The organism is Brevundimonas sp., from assembly GCF_032107865.1.
Lineage (GTDB): Bacteria > Pseudomonadota > Alphaproteobacteria > Caulobacterales > Caulobacteraceae > Brevundimonas.
In genome coordinates this window covers 1-19,846 of record NZ_DAMCNG010000030.1, presented here as the reverse complement: position 1 = coordinate 19,846, position 19,846 = coordinate 1, and the positions used below count along the sequence as shown (strand labels likewise).

At 66.7% G+C, this 19,846-nt stretch carries 20 protein-coding genes; 12 read left to right on the top strand and 8 right to left on the bottom strand.

All coding sequences use genetic code 11. From position 1 onward, the window contains the following. From RT567_RS04785 to RT567_RS04755, 7 genes are all read left to right on the top strand, one after another. On the top strand, positions 1-486 hold a 486-nt coding region (locus tag RT567_RS04785; RefSeq protein WP_313574709.1), incomplete at its 5' end, for a peptidoglycan DD-metalloendopeptidase family protein. Between the two features lie 146 nt (positions 487-632). Beyond that, on the top strand, positions 633-947 hold the full coding sequence (yajC, locus tag RT567_RS04780) for a preprotein translocase subunit YajC (RefSeq protein WP_313574707.1): 315 nt from the start codon (positions 633-635) through the stop codon (positions 945-947). 48 nt (positions 948-995) lie between these two features. After that, the gene (gene secD / locus RT567_RS04775; RefSeq protein WP_313574705.1) at positions 996-2,594 is read left to right on the top strand and encodes a protein translocase subunit SecD; all 1,599 of its coding nucleotides are present in this window, start codon (positions 996-998) and stop codon (positions 2,592-2,594) included. Next, positions 2,594-3,586, top strand: coding sequence for a protein translocase subunit SecF (gene secF, locus RT567_RS04770; protein ID WP_313574703.1), 993 nt, complete (start codon positions 2,594-2,596; stop codon positions 3,584-3,586). Before secD ends, secF begins: the two co-directional genes overlap by 1 nt. Before the next feature lie 107 nt (positions 3,587-3,693). Then, complete coding sequence (locus tag RT567_RS04765; protein WP_313574701.1) at positions 3,694-4,320, top strand: squalene/phytoene synthase family protein; 627 nt, start codon at positions 3,694-3,696, stop codon at positions 4,318-4,320. A 65-nt stretch (positions 4,321-4,385) separates the two neighbouring features. Beyond that, a complete protein-coding gene (locus RT567_RS04760) occupies positions 4,386-4,703 on the top strand; it encodes a metalloregulator ArsR/SmtB family transcription factor (protein WP_313574699.1) in 318 nt (105 codons plus the stop codon). Between the two features lie 26 nt (positions 4,704-4,729). Further along, on the top strand, positions 4,730-5,263 hold the full coding sequence (locus RT567_RS04755) for a rhodanese family protein (protein ID WP_313574698.1): 534 nt from the start codon (positions 4,730-4,732) through the stop codon (positions 5,261-5,263). Here RT567_RS04755 and RT567_RS04750 read toward each other — a convergent pair. Then, positions 5,260-5,751 (bottom strand): MarR family transcriptional regulator, encoded by a 492-nt coding sequence (locus RT567_RS04750; protein WP_313574696.1) that lies wholly within the window; start codon positions 5,749-5,751, stop codon positions 5,260-5,262. The genes RT567_RS04755 and RT567_RS04750 overlap by 4 nt on opposite strands. Before the next feature lie 64 nt (positions 5,752-5,815). Between RT567_RS04750 and RT567_RS04745 the strand changes: the two genes are divergently transcribed. Next, positions 5,816-7,021, top strand: a complete 1,206-nt coding sequence (locus tag RT567_RS04745; protein WP_313574694.1) for an MFS transporter — start codon at positions 5,816-5,818, stop codon at positions 7,019-7,021. Here RT567_RS04745 and trmFO read toward each other — a convergent pair. After that, a complete protein-coding gene (gene trmFO, locus RT567_RS04740) occupies positions 7,018-8,436 on the bottom strand; it encodes a methylenetetrahydrofolate--tRNA-(uracil(54)-C(5))-methyltransferase (FADH(2)-oxidizing) TrmFO (protein ID WP_313574692.1) in 1,419 nt (472 codons plus the stop codon). The two genes, RT567_RS04745 and trmFO, sit on opposite strands and share 4 nt — an antisense overlap. 112 nt (positions 8,437-8,548) lie before the next feature. Between trmFO and RT567_RS04735 the strand changes: the two genes are divergently transcribed. Both RT567_RS04735 and RT567_RS04730 read left to right on the top strand, forming a co-directional pair. Continuing rightward, positions 8,549-9,487 carry a hypothetical protein gene (locus RT567_RS04735; protein ID WP_313574690.1) on the top strand — a complete coding sequence of 313 codons (939 nt, stop codon included), beginning with the start codon at positions 8,549-8,551 and terminating at the stop codon, positions 9,485-9,487. Positions 9,488-9,507: 20 nt separating this feature from the next. Beyond that, positions 9,508-10,398 carry a hypothetical protein gene (locus RT567_RS04730; protein ID WP_313574688.1) on the top strand — a complete coding sequence of 297 codons (891 nt, stop codon included), beginning with the start codon at positions 9,508-9,510 and terminating at the stop codon, positions 10,396-10,398. A 206-nt stretch (positions 10,399-10,604) separates the two neighbouring features. Here the strand turns inward: RT567_RS04730 and uvrA are convergent, their stop codons facing one another. After that, positions 10,605-13,556, bottom strand: coding sequence for an excinuclease ABC subunit UvrA (gene uvrA / locus RT567_RS04725; protein WP_313574686.1), 2,952 nt, complete (start codon positions 13,554-13,556; stop codon positions 10,605-10,607). Positions 13,557-13,654: 98 nt separating this feature from the next. After that, on the bottom strand, positions 13,655-14,254 hold the full coding sequence (locus RT567_RS04720; protein WP_313574684.1) for a group III truncated hemoglobin: 600 nt from the start codon (positions 14,252-14,254) through the stop codon (positions 13,655-13,657). A gap of 94 nt (positions 14,255-14,348) precedes the next feature. Here RT567_RS04720 and RT567_RS04715 point away from each other — a divergent pair, with 94 nt between their 5' ends. Further along, on the top strand, positions 14,349-14,486 hold the full coding sequence (locus RT567_RS04715; RefSeq protein WP_253109112.1) for a hypothetical protein: 138 nt from the start codon (positions 14,349-14,351) through the stop codon (positions 14,484-14,486). After that, positions 14,452-16,053 (top strand): ABC-F family ATP-binding cassette domain-containing protein, encoded by a 1,602-nt coding sequence (locus tag RT567_RS04710; RefSeq protein WP_313574682.1) that lies wholly within the window; start codon positions 14,452-14,454, stop codon positions 16,051-16,053. Before RT567_RS04715 ends, RT567_RS04710 begins: the two co-directional genes overlap by 35 nt. On the opposite strand, the gene RT567_RS04705 is transcribed toward RT567_RS04710, so the two are convergent. From RT567_RS04705 to RT567_RS04690, 4 genes are read right to left on the bottom strand one after another with little or no spacing between them, the layout of a single operon-like run. Next, positions 16,026-17,630 (bottom strand): EAL domain-containing protein, encoded by a 1,605-nt coding sequence (locus RT567_RS04705; RefSeq protein WP_313574680.1) that lies wholly within the window; start codon positions 17,628-17,630, stop codon positions 16,026-16,028. The two genes, RT567_RS04710 and RT567_RS04705, sit on opposite strands and share 28 nt — an antisense overlap. Before the next feature lie 47 nt (positions 17,631-17,677). Then, on the bottom strand, positions 17,678-18,118 hold the full coding sequence (locus RT567_RS04700; RefSeq protein WP_313574679.1) for a flagellar basal-body protein FlbY: 441 nt from the start codon (positions 18,116-18,118) through the stop codon (positions 17,678-17,680). Then, positions 18,115-18,423 carry a rod-binding protein gene (locus RT567_RS04695; protein ID WP_313574677.1) on the bottom strand — a complete coding sequence of 103 codons (309 nt, stop codon included), beginning with the start codon at positions 18,421-18,423 and terminating at the stop codon, positions 18,115-18,117. The genes RT567_RS04700 and RT567_RS04695 overlap by 4 nt, the downstream gene beginning before the upstream one ends. Continuing rightward, positions 18,423-19,541 carry a flagellar basal body P-ring protein FlgI gene (locus RT567_RS04690; RefSeq protein ID WP_046654078.1) on the bottom strand — a complete coding sequence of 373 codons (1,119 nt, stop codon included), beginning with the start codon at positions 19,539-19,541 and terminating at the stop codon, positions 18,423-18,425. The genes RT567_RS04695 and RT567_RS04690 overlap by 1 nt, the downstream gene beginning before the upstream one ends. Positions 19,542-19,846 lie beyond the last annotated feature (305 nt).

Sequence of the window (19,846 nt, the reverse complement as noted above, 5' to 3'; positions counted from 1 at the left end):
AATGCGCCCCTGCCGCCCCCGGCGCGCACGCCCGCTGCGGCTCCTCCCGCCTCTGCTTCCGCGCCGACCCGCTCTCCTTCGACGGCGGTGGGACAGCCGCTGGCCCTGCAATGGCCGGTGCGCGGCGAGATTCTGCGTCGCTTCGGTCCGGTGGGCATGGGCGAGCGCAACAACGGCATCAATATCGGCGCTTCGGCCGGAACCGAGGTGAAGGCCTCGGCCGACGGCACGGTGGCCTATGTCGGCGACGACATCGTGGGGCAGGGGCTGACGGTTCTGGTCGTTCACCGTGACGGATGGCGCACGGTCTACGGTCATCTGGGTTCGGCCACGGTGCGCGACGGGGCGCAGGTTCGCGCCGGTCAAGCCATCGGCACGGTTGGCTTGACGGCGGGCGATGGACGCCCGTCGATCCACTACGAAGTGCGGCAGATGCGTGGCGATGATCCTGTCGCTCTGGACCCGTTGACGGTCCTTCCGCGTTGATCGGATGAAAAGTGGTGTCCGGACGGCAGCGTCCGGACAACCTTGTCACTGCGTCGCGTTGCAAATCGGCCCGGCGCGCCCTAGGTTCCGCGCCTTGTTTTTGATGGGCCCCCGATGAAGGCGCGGCCCGCGTCGGGGAGTTTCCAATGACTGCAACCCAAGATGGCGGCCTGATGGCCCTTGTCATCCAGATCGCGCCGATCGTCGCGATCTTCATCCTGTTCTACTTCCTGATGATCCGTCCGCAGCAAAAGCGGATGAAGGCGCACCAGGCCCTGATCTCCGGCGTCAAGCGCGGCGACGAAGTCGTCCTGTCGAACGGCATGGTCGGCAAGGTGACCCGCGTCGAGGACGCCGAGGCCATGGTCGAGATCTCGCAGGGCGTGAACGTCCGCGTGGTCAAGGCGATGATCGCCGAAGTCCGCAACCGCACCGCCATCGCGGCTAACGACAAGGGCTGATAGCCTCGCCTCGGCGCGGCGCGCGCCGGCCCTGAAGAGAACCGAGACATGATTCAGCTTTCACGCTGGAAGATCACCCTGGTCGCGCTGTCGCTCGTCCTCGGGTTGTTCCTGGCCTATCCGAGCGTGCTGTCGCCGGCGCAGCGCGAGGCTCTGCCGAGCTGGCTGCCGAGCAACGGCCTGAACCTGGGCCTGGACCTTCAGGGAGGCTCCTACCTCCTGCTCGAGGTCGATGTGCCCGAGATGCGCACCAAGCGCATTTCCAACCTGATGGAAGACGTTCGGGTTTCCCTGCGGGAAGACCAGGTCAACATCATGGGCATGCAGCGCGAGGCGGGCGGCGTCGTCGTGACCGTCGCTGAGGGCGCGGCCTATGACACGGCCTTCAACACCCTGCGCACCATGGCCCAGCAGGGCGTTGGCCCGACGGGCCAGCCGGACCGCGTGGCGACCAAGCTGGGCGGCGGCCGTATCCGTTACGCCTTCACCGACGTCGCCCTGGCCAGCATGGGCGCGACCGCCGTCGATCAGTCGATCGAAGTCGTGCGCCGCCGTCTGGACAGCTCGGGCACCAAGGAAATCGCCATCACCCGTCAGGGCGCGGACCGCATCGTCATCCAGGCGCCGGGTCAGAGCGATCCGGCGGAGCTGGAGCGCCTGGTGGGCCGTACGGCTCAGCTGACCTTCCAGATGGTCGACACCTCGCCGACGGGCCTGAACGACGCCCTGGCCGGTCGCGTGCCGCCGGACGCCGAACTGTTGGTCGATGATCTGGGCACCCCCTTCCTGGTCAAGCGCCGTATCCTGGTCTCGGGTGAGAACCTGACCCGCGCCAGCGTCGGCGCCGATCAGAACAACCGTCCGGCCATCGACTTCCAGTTCGACAGCCAGGGTTCGCGTCGCTTTGGCGAGGCGACCGCCCAGAACATCGGCAAGCCCTTCGCCATCATCCTGGACGGCAAGGTCATTTCGGCGCCGACCATTCAGTCGCCGATTACCGGCGGCCGTGGTCAGATCACCGGCAGCTTCACCATCGCTTCGGCGTCTGAACTGGTGAACCTGCTGAACGGCGGCGCTCTTCCGGCTCCGTTGAAGGTCGAGGAACGCCGCGTCGTCACCGCCGAACTCGGCGCCGACGCCGTGGCCGCGGGCGCCTTGTCGACCGCCCTGGGCTTCGCGGTCATCGTGGTCTTCATGATCCTGGCCTACGGCTTCCTGTTCGGCGGCATTTCGGTGATCGGCCTGGTCCTGAACGGCATCCTGATCGTCGCGGCCATGTCGCTGACCCAGGCCACGCTGACGCTGCCGGGCATCGCCGGTCTGATCCTGACCTTCGCCGTGGCCGTTGACGCCAACGTGCTGATCTATGAGCGGATGCGCGACGAGGCGCGTCAGGGACGTTCCGTGGTGGCGTCGATGGATGCGGGCTTCAACCGCGCCATGGGCACCATCATCGACGCCAACCTGACCACTCTGGTGGCGGCGCTCATCATGTTCATGTTCGGCGCCGGCCCCGTGCGCGGCTTCGCCTGGACCTTGACCATCGGCGTCTTCACCTCCGTCTTCTCTTCGGTGCTGACGGCCCAAGTCCTGCTCGGCTACTGGCTCAAGTTCGCCAAGCCGAAGAAACTGCCGATCGCGGAGTGATGTCGATGAACGGTTGGCCTCTTATCAAACTGCTGCCGCACAAGACGAACTTCCAGTTCGTCAAATACGCCAAGGGATTCGCCGTGCTGTCGGCGATCCTGACGGTGGCGGCGATCATCGGCTGCTTCTATCCGGGCCTGAACCTGGGCATCGACTTCCGGGGCGGCGCCTCGATGGAAGTCGCCAAGCCAGCCGGTCAGACGCTGGAGCTGGACAAGTTGCGCGGCGCCGTCAGCGGCCTGGATCTGGGCGATGTCCAGGTGCAGGGCATCGCGCGACGCGACACCAACCTGGATGACGGCTCGACCGCTATCGTCCGCTTCCAGGTGCCGGACAACGAAGACCAGACGGCCGTCGTCCAGAAGGTTGAAGGCGCGATCAGCGCAGCCGTCGGCGATGTGGCCTATTCGGGCGTCAGCGTCGTGGGCTCGAAGGTTTCGGGCGAACTGCTGACCAACGGCGTGATGGCCCTGCTGGTGGCTGTGGTGCTGATGTTCCTCTACATCGCCTTCCGCTTCCCCTGGCAGTTCGGCATCGGCGCCGTGGCGGGCTTGTTGCACGACGTGGCGCTGACGTTCGGTCTGATCGTCGCCCTGCGGATGGAGTTCAGCCTGAACCTGGTCGCGGCCCTGCTGACGGTCATCGGCTATTCGATGAACGACACCGTCGTCGTGTTCGACCGCCTTCGTGAGAACCTGCGCAAGTACAAGGTCATGCCTCTGCGCGAGGTGATCGACCTGTCGATCAACGAGACCCTGTCGCGGACCATCATTACCGGTCTGACGACCGTGATCGTGCTGATCGTGCTGGCGATCTTCGGCGGCGAGGCTCTGCGCGGCTTCTCGATCACCCTGGCCTTCGGCGTCGTGATCGGCACCTTCTCGTCCATCTATGTGGGCGCGCCGATCATCCTGCTGTGGGGCGTGGACCGCAGCGGCGGCAACAAGACCGACACGACCCCGGTCAAGTTTGGCATGGCCAGTCGTCCGTAAGGACGCTCGCCAGGCTTGAGATCACGGCCCGCTTTCCGAACGGAAGGCGGGCCGTTTGCTTTCATGGGCTTGATGCATCTGTCGCAATGGTCGAAGGGCCTGTCGCCATGACTGTTGATCTTGATGCCCAGGTTCGCGCCGCCGACCTCGACCGCTGGCTGGCCAGCCGCTTCGTGGCGGACGAACAGACGCGGGCTGATCTGATCGCCCTCTACGCCTTCGAGGCGGAGTTGATGGCCATTCCGACGCGCGTGACCCAGCCGCTGCTGGCCGAGATGCGCTACGCCTGGTGGGGCGAGCAGATGGAAGGCGTCTTCACAGACACGCCGCGCGTCGGCCATCCCGTGCTGGAGGCCCTGACGACCGCGGTGACGCGGCATGGCCTGGAGCGGGCACCGTTCGATGCCTTGATCGAGGCGCATATCGGCCGCGTCCATGGCGAACCGCATGACCTGGACGCTTTCTACGTCGGCCCGATGCAGGCGGCTGTGCGGGTTCTGGCCGGCGAGGGGCATGAGGCGTCCGCAGCTGTCGCCGGACGCCTGCGAGGCCTGGCCCAGACCGGACGAACGGATGAGGCGCAGGTTGCGCGGGCTGAGGCCAACCGCGCGCTCAAGGCCTTGCCGGCCGCGGCATTCCCGGCTGTGGCGATTGCAGCGCTGACCCGCGCTGACGAGCCAGAGCCTTTCAAGCGGCTGCGCCTGTTCTGGGCCGTGCTGCGCGGACGGGTCTGATCTCTTTCGTTAAAATCTAATACATTAGTCATTGCTAATTTAGTATCATGGCATATATAAGCGCTATGGTTGATCTCGAACGTATGGGATTGGAGCGTTTTCAGGCCAGCGCGGGCGATGCGTCGCGGCTGCTGAAAGCTCTGTCCAATGAACACCGCCTGATGATCCTGTGTCAGATCGGCGAGGGCGAGCGCCAGGTGTCCGATCTTCAGGTCGGCCTGTCGCAATCGGCCCTGTCCCAGCATCTGGCGCGCCTGCGCGAAGACGGTCTGGTTAGTGCGCGCAAGAGCGGCACCGCTGTCTTTTACCGCATCGCCGACCCCGCCGCCCTGAAGGTGATCGAGGTGTTGGCCGAGATCTTCTGTCCGCCCGAGGCGCGCTGAGCGTCGCCCGTCTGAAGGAAAGTTCGATGAATATGCTGATCTCCCTGCCGCCTGCCGATGTCGCCGCCCGCCTGAAGGCCGGTCAGGCTGTTCTGATCGATGTGCGCGAGCCGGACGAGCATGCGCGCGAACACATCGCCGGCGCCGTGACGGCGCCTTTATCCGCCTTCGAGGCCGCTGATCTGGGACTCAAGCTTGGCAAGGGCGTGATCTTCATGTGCCGCAGCGGCAACCGCACGGCCGGGAACTGCGACCGGCTGGCCGCCCGCATCGACGGCCCGGCGCATGTCCTGGCGGGCGGTCTGGATGCGTGGAAGAAGGCCGGCCTGCCGATCGTCGCCGACCGCAAGCAACCACTGGAACTGATGCGTCAGGTGCAGATGGCGGCGGGCGGGCTGATCCTGCTGGGCGGGGCGCTCGGCGTCATGGTCCACCCTGGGTTTTGGGGCATCAGCGCCTTTGTCGGGGCGGGCCTGTTCGTGGCGGGGGCGACCGGCTTTTGCGGCATGGCGCGCCTGCTGGCGGTCATGCCCTGGAACCGCCGGATGAAGCGCGCCTAGCGCTCCAATGCGCCGATCAGCCGAGCGAGCAGGGCGCCCAGCGTGGCCTGCTCGTCGCGCGACAGACCGGCCAGCATGGCCTGGCTTTCGACCATATGCAGCGGCATCAGGCCGTCGATCAGGTCGAAGCCCTTGGGCGTCAACCTGACCAATGAAGCGCGGCGGTCGCTGGGGTGTGGCGTGCGCTCGATCAGGCCGGACTTCTGCAATCGGTCCAGCCGCGCCGTCATGCCGCCGGACGACATCATCGTCGCCTCATAGAGGGCCGTCGGCGTCAGGCCGTCAGGCGAGGCCGCGCGTCGCAGGGTGGCCAGGACGTCGAACTCGCCGTGCTGCAAGCCATGGCGAGCGTAGAGCGGCGCCTGCCGCTCGCGCGTCACCAGAATGGAGGCCTCATGCAGACGGCCCAGCGTCTCCATGGCCAGCAGGTCTAGGTCGGGACGCGCGACCGCCCACTGGGCGGCGGCGCGGGCAGCGCGATCGGTCATTGTCTTGACATCAAGATACTTGATAGCAAGACACTACCGCCTTTCGTAGCCGGAGTCACCTCGGATGGATCAGTCGAACGCCTCGTCGTCGTCGCGCGGCGCGGGTCTGCTGCTGATCGCGGCCATCTTCGCCTTGGCGCTGAACCTGCGTCCTGCGATGGCGGCGGTGGGGCCGCTGCTGGACCTGATCGAAGTGGCGACCGGCATGGATTCGACCACGGCCAGCCTGCTGACCACCCTGCCGGTGGCGATGATCGGCGTCGGCGCCCTGTCGATCCGGCCGTTGAGACGGCGCTTGGGGGAGCGCAAGGGCATCCTGCTGGGTGCGGCGCTCATCGGTCTGGCCTGTCTGGCGCGGGCGGTTTTCGACGGCACGGAGGGTCTGATCGCCAGCGCCGTCGTGGTCGGCGTCGGCGTGGCCTTGATCCAGGCTCTGGCGCCCGTCGTCATCAAGCGGGCCTTCCCGACACGTTTCGGCACGATCATGGGCGTTTATACGACCGGCATCATGGGCGGGGCGGCCGTGGCGGCGGCGACGGCGGCAGGCCTGGCGGAAGTGGTTGGCTGGGCCGGGGCGCTGGCGCTATGGGCGGTCCCGGCCTTCCTGGCGGCGGTCGTCTGGATCATCGCTTCCCGCGAGCCAGCAACTGAAGAGTCGAACCGCGCTGTCGTGGCCGAAGGAACCCACCCCGAGGTTCCGTTCTGGAAACAGCCCAGGGCGTGGGCGCTGGTCCCGATCCTGGGTCTGGGCACCTCGGCCTATACGCTCGTGCTGGCTTGGTTGCCGCCCTATTACGTCGACATGGGACAGGCGCGCGCGACAGCGGGTTTTCTGCTCAGCGGCATGACCGGGGCCGAGGTCGCGGCGGGCGTGCTGGTGTCCCTGTTCATCGCGCGTTTTCCCGACCGGCGCTGGCCGATGCTGGCGGCGGTGGCCCTGGCGTTGATCGGTCTGGCGGGACTGGTTCTGACGCCGGTCAGTCTGGCGGTTCCGGTCATGCTGCTGCTGGGCCTGGGGATCGGCGCGGTGTTTCCGCTGACCCTGATCCTGGCCATGGACCAGATCGACGATCCGGTACGTTCAGGCGATCTGCTCGCCTTCGTTCAAGGCGGCGGCTACATCATCGCCAGCCTGTCGCCGCTGGCAGCCGGGCTGCTGCGCGACCGCCTGTCGGACCTGAGCCAGGCCTGGATGCTGATGGGACTGGGCCTTGTCGCCATGGCCGCGATGACCCTGGCCTTCAAGCCCGGCGGCGCGAAGTTGCGTTAGGCCGCAGCGTCGCGCCAGGCCTTCAGGGCGTCCATGGCGCGGATGCTCTGCAAGCGCTTCTTGGCGCGGCCGCGTTCCTTGGGATGGATGCGCTTGCCGTCCTCATCGACCTTGGGCGCCTCCAGCGGCGGCAGCAGGCCGTAGTTGATGTTCATCGGCTGGAACTTCGAACCTTCCAGATGCCCGCCGGTGATGTGTTCGACCAGGGCGCCCATGGCGGTTTCCGGCGGCGGGGGCGTCAGGTCGCGACCCAGCGCCTGAGCGGCGGCCAGACGGCCGGTCAGCAGGCCCATGGCCGCGCTCTCGACATAGCCCTCAACCCCCGTCACCTGGCCGGCGAAGCGCAGGCGCGGAATGGCCTTCAGCCGCATCTGCTTGTCCAGCAGGCGCGGGCTGTTCAGGAAGGTGTTGCGGTGCAGGCCGCCCAGACGGGCGAACTGGGCGTTCTCCAGACCAGGGATCATGCGGAACACGTCGGTCTGGGCGCCGTATTTCAGCTTGGTCTGGAAGCCGACCATGTTGAACAGGGTGCCCAATGCATTGTCCTGACGCAGTTGGACGATGGCGTAGGGCTTGACCGTCGGGTTGTGCTTATTGGTCAGACCAACCGGCTTCATCGGGCCGTGACGCAGGGTTTCGCGGCCGCGCTCGGCCATGACCTCGATCGGCAGGCAGCCGTCGAAATAGGGGACGTTCTCCCACTCCTTGAACTCGGCCTTGGGACCGCCCAGCAGGGCGTCGATGAAGGCTTCGTACTGGGCCTTGTCCATTGGGCAGTTGACATAGGCCGCCGCGTCGCCGCCGGGGCCTTCCTTGTCATAGCGCGACTGGCGCCAGGCGACGTCGAAGTCGATGCTGTCGGCGTGCAGGATCGGCGCGATGGCGTCGAAGAAGCTGAGGCTTTCTTCACCCGTCGCCTTCAGGATGGCGTCGGCCAGGGCGGGCGAGGTCAGCGGGCCAGTGGCGACGATGACGTTGTCCCAGTCTTCCGGCGGAATGCCCGCGATCTCCTCGCGGACGATGGTCACGAGGGGGTGAGCTTCCAGCTTGGCCGTGACAGCATCCGAAAAGCCGATGCGGTCGACCGCCAGGGCGCCGCCCGCCGGCACCTGATTGGCGTCGCCGGACGCCATGATCAGGCTGTCCAGCGCCCGCATCTCGGCGTGCAGCAGGCCGACGGCGTTGTACTCCCAATCGTCCGACCGGAAGGAGTTGGAGCAGACCAGCTCGGCCAGGCCCGTAGTGTGGTGGGCGTCGGTGCGGACCTGCTCCGGCCCGTCCCGGCGCATTTCGTGCAGGATCACGGGCACGCCCGCCTGGGCGATCTGCCAGGCGGCTTCGGATCCGGCGAGACCTCCGCCGATGACGTGCACAGCAGCGGGGACGGGGCGGGGAGTGGAGGGCGCATTCGACATGGCGGCCTAATAGCCGTCCGTCGCTGTCCTGTCATGCAGGCTGTGGAAGCTGAAGCGGCGCGGGGTGTCGCAGCGGTGTCTTCCCCCGTATAGGAAACGGTGGAGGCTGTTCATGACCCATGGATTCCAGATCGATGAAGCGCTGACGGATGGTTTCCGTCTGATCCGGCGTCGGCCGGGCAGCGTATTGGCCTGGGGCGTCATCCTGGCCCTGCCTCTGTTGCTGTCCGCCATCGTCATGATCGACCTGTTCATGACTATTGGTCTTGATGCGATGGCCGAGAATGCGGACCCCAGCCCGCAGGCGCTCGCCGCCATGATGCGAATGCAGGCCTGGTCCATGCTGATCAATGTGGTGCAACTGATCGGATACGTGCTGATCATCGCCGCCATCAGTCGCGCCGTGCTGTGGCCCGAGCGCGCGCCGGGCCGCTTCTTCGATCTTCGCGTGGGCATGGATGAGGCTAGGGTGGCTGTGGCCGGCCTGGCTGTCATGGCGGGTTGCTATGGCGTGATGCTGGTCGTTGTTCTGTTGGCCTTCGCCTTCGGGGCGGCCTTCTGGATGGTGTCTGAAACGGCGGCCGTGATCATGGGCGTGGTGGTCGGACTGGCGGGCATCGTAGGCATCGTCTGGGCGGCGCTTCGGACGTCCATGATCATGCCGCTGAGCATTGCGTCGCAGGACTTCGCCTTCGTGTCGGGCTGGAAAATGACGAAGGGGCGCGTCGGCGTTCTGTTAGGCCTGTTTGCGGCGACCTTCGCCGTCACGCTCGTCGTCCATGTGCTGGTTCTGGTTGTGGCCGGACTGATTGCGCTGGGCGTCACCATTCCCTTCTTCCCACAGTTGGCGGCATGGGCCGAGAGCGCGCAGGGCGGGGTTCCTAGCCTCAACCTCGGCGTGGTCGCCGCCGTGGGCGCTGCGGCCTTTGCAGTGATGGCGGTCTACTACGGAATCGTCGTTGCGATCTGGATCGCCCCCGGCGTGTCGGCCTGTCGGCAGATGCTGGAGACGCAGAAACAGGACGAAACCGGCGCGGCTGCGTTAAGCTGAGCGAGAATCGAGGAGCCAGCATGAGTTTCAACGCCACCGAATCCGCCTTTGAGGGCTTCCGTCTGGCCCGCCGCGCGCCAATGGCCCTGCTGGCCTGGGCCGTAGCCTATGTCGTCTTCTTCGCGGTCTTCTTCGCCGTGGCGGGCGGCAGCCTGATCAACATCATCAACCTGGCCGAGCAGATTGAGCAGAGCGCCGAACCGTCCATGAGCGACCTGACCAGCCTGGGTCAGGCCTATGGCGCCATGATGGGCCTGGCCATGCCGTTGTCGCTGCTGTTCAGCGCCGTGCTGACGGCGGCGGTGGCGCGTTCCGTCATCCGGCCGGAGGAAAAGCGGTTTGGCTATCTGCGCCTCAGCCGCGATGAACTGCGCATCCTAGGGGCCACGCTGCTTGTGGCGCTGCTGATGTTCGGCGTCGTGATGGGCGGGACGGTGCTGGTGAGCCTCTTCGTGGGTCTGGCGGCGAGCATGGGCGCGCCCTTCCTGATCCTGCCGGCGGTTCTTGTGGGGCTTGTGGTTGCTGCGGTCGCTGTCTGGCTGGCCGTGCGTCTCAGCCTGGTCGCGCCGATGACCTTTGCGGAGCAGAAGATCGCCATCAAGGAAAGCTGGGCCATGACCAAGGGGCGTTTCTGGCCGCTGCTGGGCATGGCCGTGTTGGCGGGCGTCATGTCCATGCTGGTGGGGCTGCTGGGCTCCATCGTCATCGCGCCGCTGAACCTGGTTTTCGGCGGTCTGGAGAGCCTGGCGGGCGCCGAGACGACCAATATCGCCACGCTTCTCGTGAAGTTCTGGCCGGCCCTGCTGGTGTGGGGCGTGGTCAATGCCCTGCTGTCGGCGGCGCAGGCGGCCATCATCTATGCGCCCTTCTCTGCGGCCTATCTGGGCATCAAGGGCGTGTCGCGCGTCTGACCCGCAGCCCGCCGCTGGAAATGAAAACGCCGCGCTCCGACCGGGGCGCGGCGTTTCTGTTGAGTCTGACCACTACATCCCGCTCATCCCGGCGAACGCTGGGATCCAGTGCTTTGGCTTCAGGACGCGACGCCTGACTTACAGATTGCCGACTGGCGCTTTCACTGGGCCCCGGCGTCCGCCGGGGTGAGCGGATTGGAAGTGGCTCAGGCGCTCTTGCGGGCCTTGGCGCGCTTGGCGGGCGCGGGGGCGGCGGTCAGGGCGGCGACGCGGCCCTTGCGACGTTCCTCGTGCCGGTCCAGCACCTCCTTGAGGTAGCGGCCGGTCCAGCTGGCGGGATTCTCGGCGACCTGTTCCGGCGTGCCAACGGCGACGATCTCGCCTCCGCCGTCGCCGCCTTCAGGACCAAAGTCCAGCAGGTGGTCGGCCACCTTGATGACGTCGAGGTTGTGCTCGATCACCACGATGGTGTTGCCGTTCTCGACCAGTTCCTGCAGCACCTCCAGCAGCTTGCGCGTGTCCTCGAAGTGCAGGCCGGTCGTCGGCTCGTCCAGAATGTAGAGCGTCTTGCCGGTGGCGCGTTTCGATAGCTCTTTCGACAGCTTGACCCGCTGCGCCTCGCCGCCGGACAGGGTGGTGGCGGGCTGGCCGACCTTGACGTAACCCAGACCCACGCGCTCCAGCGTCAGCATTTTGTCTCGGATCGACGGCACAGCGGTGAAGAAGCGCGCCGCCTCTTCAACCGTCATGTCCAGAACGTCGGATATGCTCTTGCCCTTGAAGACGATTTCCAACGTCTCGCGGTTGTAGCGCTTGCCCTTGCAGACGTCGCAGGTGACGTAGACGTCGGGCAGGAAGTGCATCTCGATCTTGATGACGCCGTCGCCCTGGCAGGCCTCGCAGCGGCCGCCCTTGACGTTGAAGCTGAAGCGGCCGGGGCCGTAACCGCGCGCCTTGGCCTCGGGCAGGCTCGCATACCAGTCGCGGATCGGGCCGAAGGCGCCGGTATAGGTCGCCGGGTTTGAGCGCGGAGTGCGGCCGATCGGCGACTGGTCGATGTCGATGACCTTGTCGAAATGCTCCAGACCTTCGATCCGGTCGAACGGGGCGGGGGCGTCGGACGCATTGTTCAGCCGCCGCGCGGCGGCCTTGTAGAGCGTCTCGATGGTGAAGGTCGACTTGCCGCCGCCCGACACGCCGGTGATGCAGGTGAAGACGCCGACCGGGATCTCGCCCGTGACGTTCTTCAGGTTGTTGCCCGTGGCGCCAGAGACCTTCAGCATCCGCTTGCGATTGATCGGGCGGCGGCCCTCGGGCGGCAGTTCGATCTCGCGCGCGCCGGTCAGATACTGGCCGGTCAGGGAGTTGGGGTTGGCCATGACCTCGGCGGGCGTGCCCTCGGCGCAGACCTGACCGCCGTGGATGCCGGCGGCCGGGCCCATGTCGATGACGTAGTCGGCCGTCAGGATGGCCTCTTCATCGTGTTCGACCACCAGCACCGAGTTGCCGAGATCGCGCAGGCCCTTCAGGCTGTCCAATAGGCGGGTGTTGTCGCGCTGGTGCAGGCCGATGGACGGCTCGTCCAGCACATAAAGGACGCCGGTCAGGCCCGAGCCGATCTGCGACGCCAGACGAATGCGCTGGCTCTCGCCGCCCGACAGGGTGCCCGACGAACGCGACAGGTTCAGATAGTCCAGCCCGACATTGTTCAGGAAGCGCAGTCGGTCGGTGATCTCCTTCAGGATGCGCCGGGCGATCTCGACCTGCTTTTCGGTCAGATCGTCTTCCAGGGTGGAGAACCACAGGAAGGCCTTGGAGATTGACAGGTTGGAGATGTCGGCGATGTCCACGCCCCCGACCTTCACCGCCAGAGCCTCGGGTTTCAGCCGCTTGCCGCCGCAGACTTCGCACGGGGTCTCCGATTGATAGCGGCCCAGTTCCTCGCGCACCCAGGCGCTGTCGGTCTCGCGCCAGCGGCGCTCCAGGTTCGGCAGCACGCCCTCGAACGGCTTGGAGACCTCATATTTGCGGGCGTTGTCGTCATAGACGAACTTGATCTTGTCGCCGCCCGAGCCGCGCAGGATGACGCTCTGCGCCTTCTCCGGCAGGTCGCGCCACGCCTTGTCCATCGAGAAGCCGTAGTGCTGGGCCAGCGATTGCAGCGTCTGGGTATAGAGCGGCGACGGGCCGCGCGCCCACGGCGCCACCGCGCCCTTGTGCAAGGTCTTGTCGCGGTCCGGGATCACCAGATCGGCGTCGAAGGCCAGCTTGACCCCCAGGCCGTCGCAGGCCGGGCAGGCGCCGAAGGGGTTGTTGAACGAGAACAGCCGTGGCTCGATCTCGCTGATGGTGAAACCCGAGACGGGGCAGGCGAATTTTTCGGAGAAGACGATGCGGCGGGGCTCTTCCCCTTCGGGCGCGCCAGACGCGGGAGAGGCCCATTCTGCGGTGGCGATGCCATCGGCTAGGCCCAGCGCGGTCTGGATGCTGTCAGCGTAACGCGGCTCAAGACCTTCTTTGGTTACAATGCGATCAACGACAATGTCGATGTCGTGCTTGAACTTCTTGTCGAGAGCCGGGGCGTCCTCGATGGCGTAGAATTCGCCGTCGATCTTCAGCCGCTGGAAGCCCTGACGCTGCCACTCGGCCATTTCCTTCTTGTACTCGCCCTTGCGGCCGCGAACGACCGGCGCCAGCAGCAGGATGCGTTCGCCGTCAGGCAGGGCGGTCAGCTTGTCGACCATCTGGCTGATGGTCTGGCTCTCGATCGGCAGGCCGGTGGCGGGCGAATAGGGCACGCCAACGCGCGCCCACAGCAGACGCATGTAGTCGTGGATTTCCGTAACGGTGCCGACGGTCGAGCGCGGGTTCTTCGACGTGGTCTTCTGTTCGATGGAGATGGCGGGCGACAGGCCCTCGATCAGATCCACGTCCGGCTTGCCCATCAGTTCCAGGAACTGGCGCGCATAGGCCGACAGGCTCTCGACATAGCGGCGCTGGCCCTCGGCATAGATGGTGTCGAACGCCAGCGAGGATTTGCCCGACCCCGACAGGCCGGTCATGACCACCAGCTGCTCACGCGGAATGTCGAGATCGACGCCCTTGAGGTTGTGCTCGCGGGCGCCGCGAACGCGGATGAAGTTGTGCTTTTCGATCATGTGATCCGAGGAACGCGGGAGACCCCGAAAACGGTCCGGGGCGACGACGCTATATGGGGATCAATTCGCCGGAAACAGCAAGAACAATATGAGAACTTTTAGTCTGCGTCCGGCGCCCACGGCGCCTCGGGGCGGCGATAGCGCTCGCCGGGACCGACCAGGACGCCGTTGGCGTTGGCGACGCCCAGCTCCAGGCTTTCGGCGATGCGGTGCGCTCGCACGATGAAGTGTTCGGCGGCGACGGGCGGGCATAGTTCGCGGGCGGTCGCTTCGAACAGGCCCAGCCAGCGGTCGAAATGGCGGGCGTCGATGGGCAAGGGCAGGTGCTTGGGCATGGGGCGCCCCTGATAGACGCCGGTGGACAGGGCGACGGATGACCAGAACAGCTTCATCTGCTCCAGGTGCGGGCCCCAGTCATCGATGTGGGCGGCGAAGATCGGTCCGATGACGTCGTCTTCGCGCACCTTGGCGTAGAAACCCTCGACCAGGGCGTCGATCATGGTCTCGTCGATGCCGGTCTCGGCGCGGATGCGGGCGACGGCGGCTTCGCGACGAGCGGCGGCCTCCGCTCGATCCGGCGCAGGACGATCGATGCGGAAGGCGACGGGACGGTCGGGCGTGCTCATGGAGGGAAGATAGGAGGCGACGATGCCGAAGGCCATGACGCCGATTGTCCAAGGCGGCGGTTCTCGTTGCATTGCGAAATCGGGGCTGCAGATTGGGGGTTGCGTTACGAAACGTCCGTCCCCATCCTTCACTCAGCCAACGCATCAGTGAGGAGGCGCGACGATCATGATCAGCACCCTGGAAATCGGTTTCGCCCTTTCCGTGCCGCTGCTCGTGTTCGCCTATGTCCTCGCACAACCCAAGCCCAAACCAGTCCGCATCCGCACTCGTGACGCTCAACAGCGTCGCGGCCCGCACGCCTGACGGTAGAGGCCTCTTCGACAATCTGACGCTCGCTTTCGGGCGCGAATGCACGGCCGTCGTAGGCCGCAACGGCGTGGGCAAGACCACGCTGCTGCGCCTTGTCGCCGGTCTGGCTGAACCTGCCGAAGGCGCGATCGCACGCGTCGGAACCGTCGGTTGGCTGGCGCAGGCCCAGACGCCGGGCGACGACGAGACTGTCGCCGATACGCTGGCTGTCGCGGCGCCTCTGGCGATCCTGAATCGCGTGCTGGCGGGCGAAGGCTCGCTGGACGACATGGCCGAGGCGGACTGGACGCTGGAAGAGCGGATGCAGGCGGCTCTGGCCGGGGTCGGGCTGGCCGATCTGACGCTGGATCGCCGCACGGCGGACCTCAGCGGCGGCGAACAGACGCGCCTGCGGCTGGCGGGGCTGAAGCTGGCGGCGCCCGACCTGTTGGTGCTGGATGAGCCGACCAACCATCTTGACGCCGAAGCCCGCGCCATGATCGCCGATGTCGTGACCGACTGGCCAGGCGGTGTGGTGCTGGTCAGCCACGACCGCGCCCTGCTGCGTCGCGTGGATCGCATTGTGGAACTGTCCAGTCTGGGCGCGCGAGTTCATGGCGGCGGTTGGGATCTGTATGTCGAGCGCCGTGACGCCGAGCGGGCCGCGGCCGAGCGCGATCTGGACCAGGCCGAACGCGCTGTTGGCCGGGTGCAGCGCGAGAACCAGGCTGCGCAGGAGCGTCAAGCGAGGCGCGACCGGGCGGGCAAGACAGCGCGCGCCAACAGCTCCGATCCCAAGATACTGCTCGACGCCCAGGCCCAGCGGGCCGAGGAGAGCGGCGCGCGCGGTCAGCGTCTGGCCGAACGCAAGCGCCAGGCGGTCGAGACGGACCTGACCGAGGCGCGCGAACGGGTCGAGCGCGTGCGCCAGATGGCGTTGGCCATGCCGCAGACTGGGCTGCCGGCTGGGCGCACGATTCTAAATCTGAACGAGGCGGTTGTCACCCTCGATGACGGTCATCGCCTTCTGGGGCCAGTCTCGCTGCGCCTGACGGGGCCTGAACGTGTCGCCGTGGTCGGTCCCAACGGCGCCGGCAAGACGACCCTGTTGAAGCTGGTCGCGGGTCTGACCGAGCCGTCGGCTGGAACGGTCGAACGACCCGTTCGGGCGGCCCTGCTGGATCAGCAGGCGGCCATGCTGAAGCCGGAGGAGACGCTGGTCGAAGCCTGGCTGCGGCTGAACCCGCAAGGGACGCCGAACGCGGCGAGAGCGGCGCTGGCGCGCTTTCTGTTCCGCAATGTGCAGGCGGATCGGCGCGTGGGCGAACTGTCCGGCGGCGAGCGACTTCGCGCGGCCCTGGCCTGTGTCATGACCGGAACGGAGCCGTCGCAGTTGCTGGTGCTGGACGAGCCGACCAACCACCTTGACCTCGAAGCGGTCGAGGCGGTGGAGGCCGCCCTGTCAGGTTATGACGGCACCCTGGTCGTGGTCAGCCACGACCTCGACTTTCTGGAGAATGCGGGCATCGAGCGGACCATCGCCCTGAAGGACGGTCAGCTCCAGTCCTCGACCACGCCCTGACGTCGCGTGCGGACGGCTGGACCGCCGCCCAGGATGGTGCGCGGCTCCGCCTCGGCGCGTCCGAACAGCCAGCCCTGGCCGTGGGTGACGCCTAGATCGCGCAGGGCGTCGGCGACCTGATCCGTCTCGATCATCTCGGCGATGGTCTCCAGGTCCAGCGACCCGCACAGTTCGACCAGATGGGCGACCAGGGTGCGTGTGCGGGCGTCGATGTCGATATCGCGCACCAGGGCGCCGTCGATCTTCACGGCATCCACCGACAGGCCGCGCAGATAGTCGAATGAGGCCGAGCCTGCGCCGAAGTCGTCGATGCAGACCTTGATGCCTGCATTGCGCAGGGCGCCCAGACGGCGGTCGGTGGCGGCCAGATCGGCCAGGGCGGCGGTCTCCGTCACCTCGACCATCAGACGGCGGCGATCGTCAGGCGCAGAGGCGGTCATCTTCAGCAGGGCTGCGACATAGGCATCATTGGCCAGAGAAGCGCCCGAGACGTTGACGGCGATCTTCAGCAGGCCGCCGCCCGGCTCGCGCAGGCGTCGCACCGCCTTCTCGGCCACGGCCAGGTCGAAGCCTTCGATCAGGGCCAGTTCCTCGGCCATGCGGATGGCGGCGGCCGGGCCGGATCCCTTGCCGAAGCGGGCCAGGGCCTCGAAATGATGCACGGCCCGCGTCTTCAGGTCGACGATAGGCTGATAGTAGAGGGCGAATTCGCGGTCGCGCACAATGCTGCGGAAACGTTCAGCGTCCTTCAGCGTGCGTTGCAGGGAATCGGCGAAGGACAGTTCCGGCTGATCCAGTCCGCCGTCCTTCAGGCAGCCTTCGATAGCAAATCGCATGGCGCGCAGGGCCGAGGCCGCATCACCGCCCAAAGCGCTCTGTGTGGCGATAGCCGACAAAGCCACGCCCTCGGCCTGACCGGCCTTCTGCATTTCCGCCGCTAGGTCGCGCGTATCGTCCAGATTGCGGATTAGGGCATAGCGATCAGGCGTCAACTGACCCGCGCTGGCGCCGTCGTGTGAGGCGGCGTTCAGGGTCGCGCCGATACGGCTGTGAACCCGCTCCAGCGTGGCGGGGTCGACGCCTTGCAGGCCGTTCACGTCGATGAAGGCGAGGGCCAACCGCTGCAGGGCGCCGGTCTCGCCGCCCGCCAGACCGGCGCGGGCATGATTGAGGAAGCCTTCAGCGTCTCTGGTCGGGAAGCCGACGGGAAGGGGCGTGTCCTCGACGACGAAGGGCTCGCCTTCATAGGACAGGGCGCAGGACTGCGCCGGGGCGATATCGGGCAGGGCGAAGGCGCGCAGGGTGGCGCGGCGCATCCGGCCGTCGCCGCAGTCGACCAGCACCTCGGCGGCCGGGCTGCGCTGACCGGGACGAAGCGCTCCCAGCAGATTCTGAAGAGCGGCTGCGCTGTTGATCGACAGGCGGTCGCTGAGAGGATGACCGACCCAGGCGGCCGTCTGCTGGCCCGCAACGGCGCCCGAACCCAGGGCGAAGCGCACCACGCCATGCTGATCGACTTCGATCAGGGCGTCGGCGGCGGCGAAGGCCAGGCCCAGGAGGCGCGGGGTCAGGGTCATGCCGAAGCCATAGGACGCGGGCTGTTAAGGAATGGCGACGGTTGGCGTCAGGCGGTGCGGTTCAACGCCACAGCCCGCCCGTCGCCCTGCATGGCCTGGCCCGAAGCGCCATAGCCCACGCCCTGTGCGCGGGCGCCCGCCACCTCGGCCGCGATGGTACGGACCAGGCCTTCGGAGACCTGACGCGCCGCTTCCACGGTCACGGCGTGCTCGGCCAGTACTGCTTCAAAGGCCTCAGTGGCCTTGATCAGGGCGTGACGATCGGCCTCCGGCGCGACGGCGATGGCGGCTGGGTTGGCTTTCACCTGGGCGGATTCGCGACGGTAGAGATTGGCCATCTCCTGCGTCTGAGCCATGCCTTCGTTCAGATCCTGGGCGCGGTGGGCGCGCAGGGCCTCCATTTCCAACGACAGGCGCTCGGTCAGGTCGTGGGTCAGGCGTGTCAGGTGTTGCACGCGCAGGGCGGCGGTTTCGACATCGGCGGTCATGCGCCTTGCTCCTGCATCTTGATCATCTGGGCGAGGACGCTGTCGGCCAGACCGACGCCGCCCGCCTTCACCGTCTGCTGGGCCATGGCGTCGACCAGGAAGCCGCGCCAGGCGGCCTCGCCGGCGCCGCCGCCGAAGGGGGCCTCGGTGCTCAGGCCCTCGAACATCGGCTTCATCATCTGCGACAGAAAGCTGGCCTCGAAGGCTTCGGCCGTGCGGCGCATGGCCTTCTGGCTCTCAGACGGGTTCGGGCTGGCGGGCGCATTGGCGCGCAATAGGTCAGGAGAGACGGCGAGGGGGCTCATCAGATCACCTCGATTTCGGCTTGCAGGGCGCCGGCGGCCTTGATGGCCTGCAGGATGCTGATCATGTCGCGCGGGCTGACGCCGAGGGCGTTCAGGCCGTTGACCAGGGTGGACAGGGAGGTCGAGCCGCCGACGATCCGCATCTGGCGTCCGGTTTCTTCGGAGATGCTGATGTCCGACTGGGGCACTACGACGGTCTGGCCGCCGCGGCTGAACGGCTCGGGCTGGCTGACCAGCGGCGTTTCCTGAACCGAGACGGTCAGATTGCCCTGGGCCACGGCGACGGTCGAGATGCGAACGGCCTCGCCCATGACGATGACGCCGTTGACCTCGTCGATGATGACCTTGGCCGGGGAATCGATCTGGACGGGCAGGTTCTCGACCCGGCTGAGGAAGCCCGCCATGCCGAAGTTCTGGGGCGCGCGGATGGCGACCACGGTGCCGTTTTCGGCGAAGGCGCTCTGAGGATAGGTCTGGTTGATGGCGGCGGCGATGCGCTGGGCCGTGGTGAAGTCCGGATTGCGCAGGTTCAGGCGCACCACCGGCATGGAGCCGAGGTCGAAACCAGTCTCGCGCTCGACCACGCCGCCCGAGGCGATGCGGCCTGCCGTGGGAACGCCGCGGGTAATCGAGGAGCCGGAACCGCCTGAGGCCGAGACGGCGCCGGTCTGAACCGAGCCTTGCGACACGGCGTAGATTTCGCCGTCAGCACCCTGCAGGGCCGTGACCAGAAGCGTGCCGCCCAGCAGGCTCTTGGCGTCGCCCATGGCCGAGACGCTGACGTCCAGCCGCGAGCCGGGCGTGGCGAAGGGCGGCAGTTCGGCCGTGACCATGACGGCGGCCACATTCTTAGTGTTCAGGTTGGCACCGCGGATGTTGACGCCCTGACGCTCCATCATCCCTTCCAAAGATTGGCGGGTGAAGGGCGAGTTGCGGACGCTGTCGCCGGTGCCGTTCAGGCCGACCACAAGGCCGTATCCGACCAGTTGGTTCGAGCGGACGCCTTCGATGGAGACGATGTCCTTGATGCGCGACTGGGCCTCGGCCACGCCCGGCTGGGCGGCGAGAACCAGGGCCGCGATGGCCGGGCCGATAAGGGCGGTAAGCAACTTCTGCATACGACAGACGTCCCTGCGTGAGCGTTCGCGATTAACCATGCGAGGATCGTGCCGGAAGAAAACGTCAGTGAATTCAACATTGATCGATTTTGGGTCCGACGCCTGGCGGCAGGTTTTGCCGGGCCGTTAACCAAGACTTCAGCCCCTGAGGGCATGGTGGGAAACGTAGAAGGAGACGTCTTGCATGAAGGTCACCGGACCCTTGGGCGCCGCTTCGACGCCGACCACGCGACCCGCTGCACGTGCTGCGGGCGGCTTCGCCTTGCCGGCGACCGGGGGCGCGGCCTTTGCGGCGCAGGCCGGCG

Bases quoted from the DNA above. Each gene is read 5' to 3' on its own strand.
- uvrA (WP_313574686.1), bottom strand. From the start codon at position 13,556: ATGATCGAAAAGCACAACTTCATCCGCGTTCGCGGCGCCCGCGAGCAC.
- RT567_RS04745 (WP_313574694.1), top strand. From the start codon at position 5,816: ATGGATCAGTCGAACGCCTCGTCGTCGTCGCGCGGCGCGGGTCTGCTG.
- RT567_RS04695 (WP_313574677.1), bottom strand. From the start codon at position 18,423: ATGAGCCCCCTCGCCGTCTCTCCTGACCTATTGCGCGCCAATGCGCCC.
- secF (WP_313574703.1), top strand. From the start codon at position 2,594: ATGTCGATGAACGGTTGGCCTCTTATCAAACTGCTGCCGCACAAGACG.
- RT567_RS04735 (WP_313574690.1), top strand. From the start codon at position 8,549: ATGACCCATGGATTCCAGATCGATGAAGCGCTGACGGATGGTTTCCGT.
- RT567_RS04760 (WP_313574699.1), top strand. From the start codon at position 4,386: ATGGTTGATCTCGAACGTATGGGATTGGAGCGTTTTCAGGCCAGCGCG.
- secD (WP_313574705.1), top strand. From the start codon at position 996: ATGATTCAGCTTTCACGCTGGAAGATCACCCTGGTCGCGCTGTCGCTC.
- RT567_RS04765 (WP_313574701.1), top strand. From the start codon at position 3,694: ATGACTGTTGATCTTGATGCCCAGGTTCGCGCCGCCGACCTCGACCGC.
- RT567_RS04730 (WP_313574688.1), top strand. From the start codon at position 9,508: ATGAGTTTCAACGCCACCGAATCCGCCTTTGAGGGCTTCCGTCTGGCC.
- trmFO (WP_313574692.1), bottom strand. From the start codon at position 8,436: ATGTCGAATGCGCCCTCCACTCCCCGCCCCGTCCCCGCTGCTGTGCAC.
- RT567_RS04720 (WP_313574684.1), bottom strand. From the start codon at position 14,254: ATGCAACGAGAACCGCCGCCTTGGACAATCGGCGTCATGGCCTTCGGC.
- RT567_RS04705 (WP_313574680.1), bottom strand. From the start codon at position 17,630: ATGACCCTGACCCCGCGCCTCCTGGGCCTGGCCTTCGCCGCCGCCGAC.
- RT567_RS04715 (WP_253109112.1), top strand. From the start codon at position 14,349: ATGATCAGCACCCTGGAAATCGGTTTCGCCCTTTCCGTGCCGCTGCTC.
- RT567_RS04750 (WP_313574696.1), bottom strand. From the start codon at position 5,751: ATGACCGATCGCGCTGCCCGCGCCGCCGCCCAGTGGGCGGTCGCGCGT.
- RT567_RS04755 (WP_313574698.1), top strand. From the start codon at position 4,730: ATGAATATGCTGATCTCCCTGCCGCCTGCCGATGTCGCCGCCCGCCTG.
- RT567_RS04700 (WP_313574679.1), bottom strand. From the start codon at position 18,118: ATGACCGCCGATGTCGAAACCGCCGCCCTGCGCGTGCAACACCTGACA.
- RT567_RS04690 (WP_046654078.1), bottom strand. From the start codon at position 19,541: ATGCAGAAGTTGCTTACCGCCCTTATCGGCCCGGCCATCGCGGCCCTG.
- yajC (WP_313574707.1), top strand. From the start codon at position 633: ATGACTGCAACCCAAGATGGCGGCCTGATGGCCCTTGTCATCCAGATC.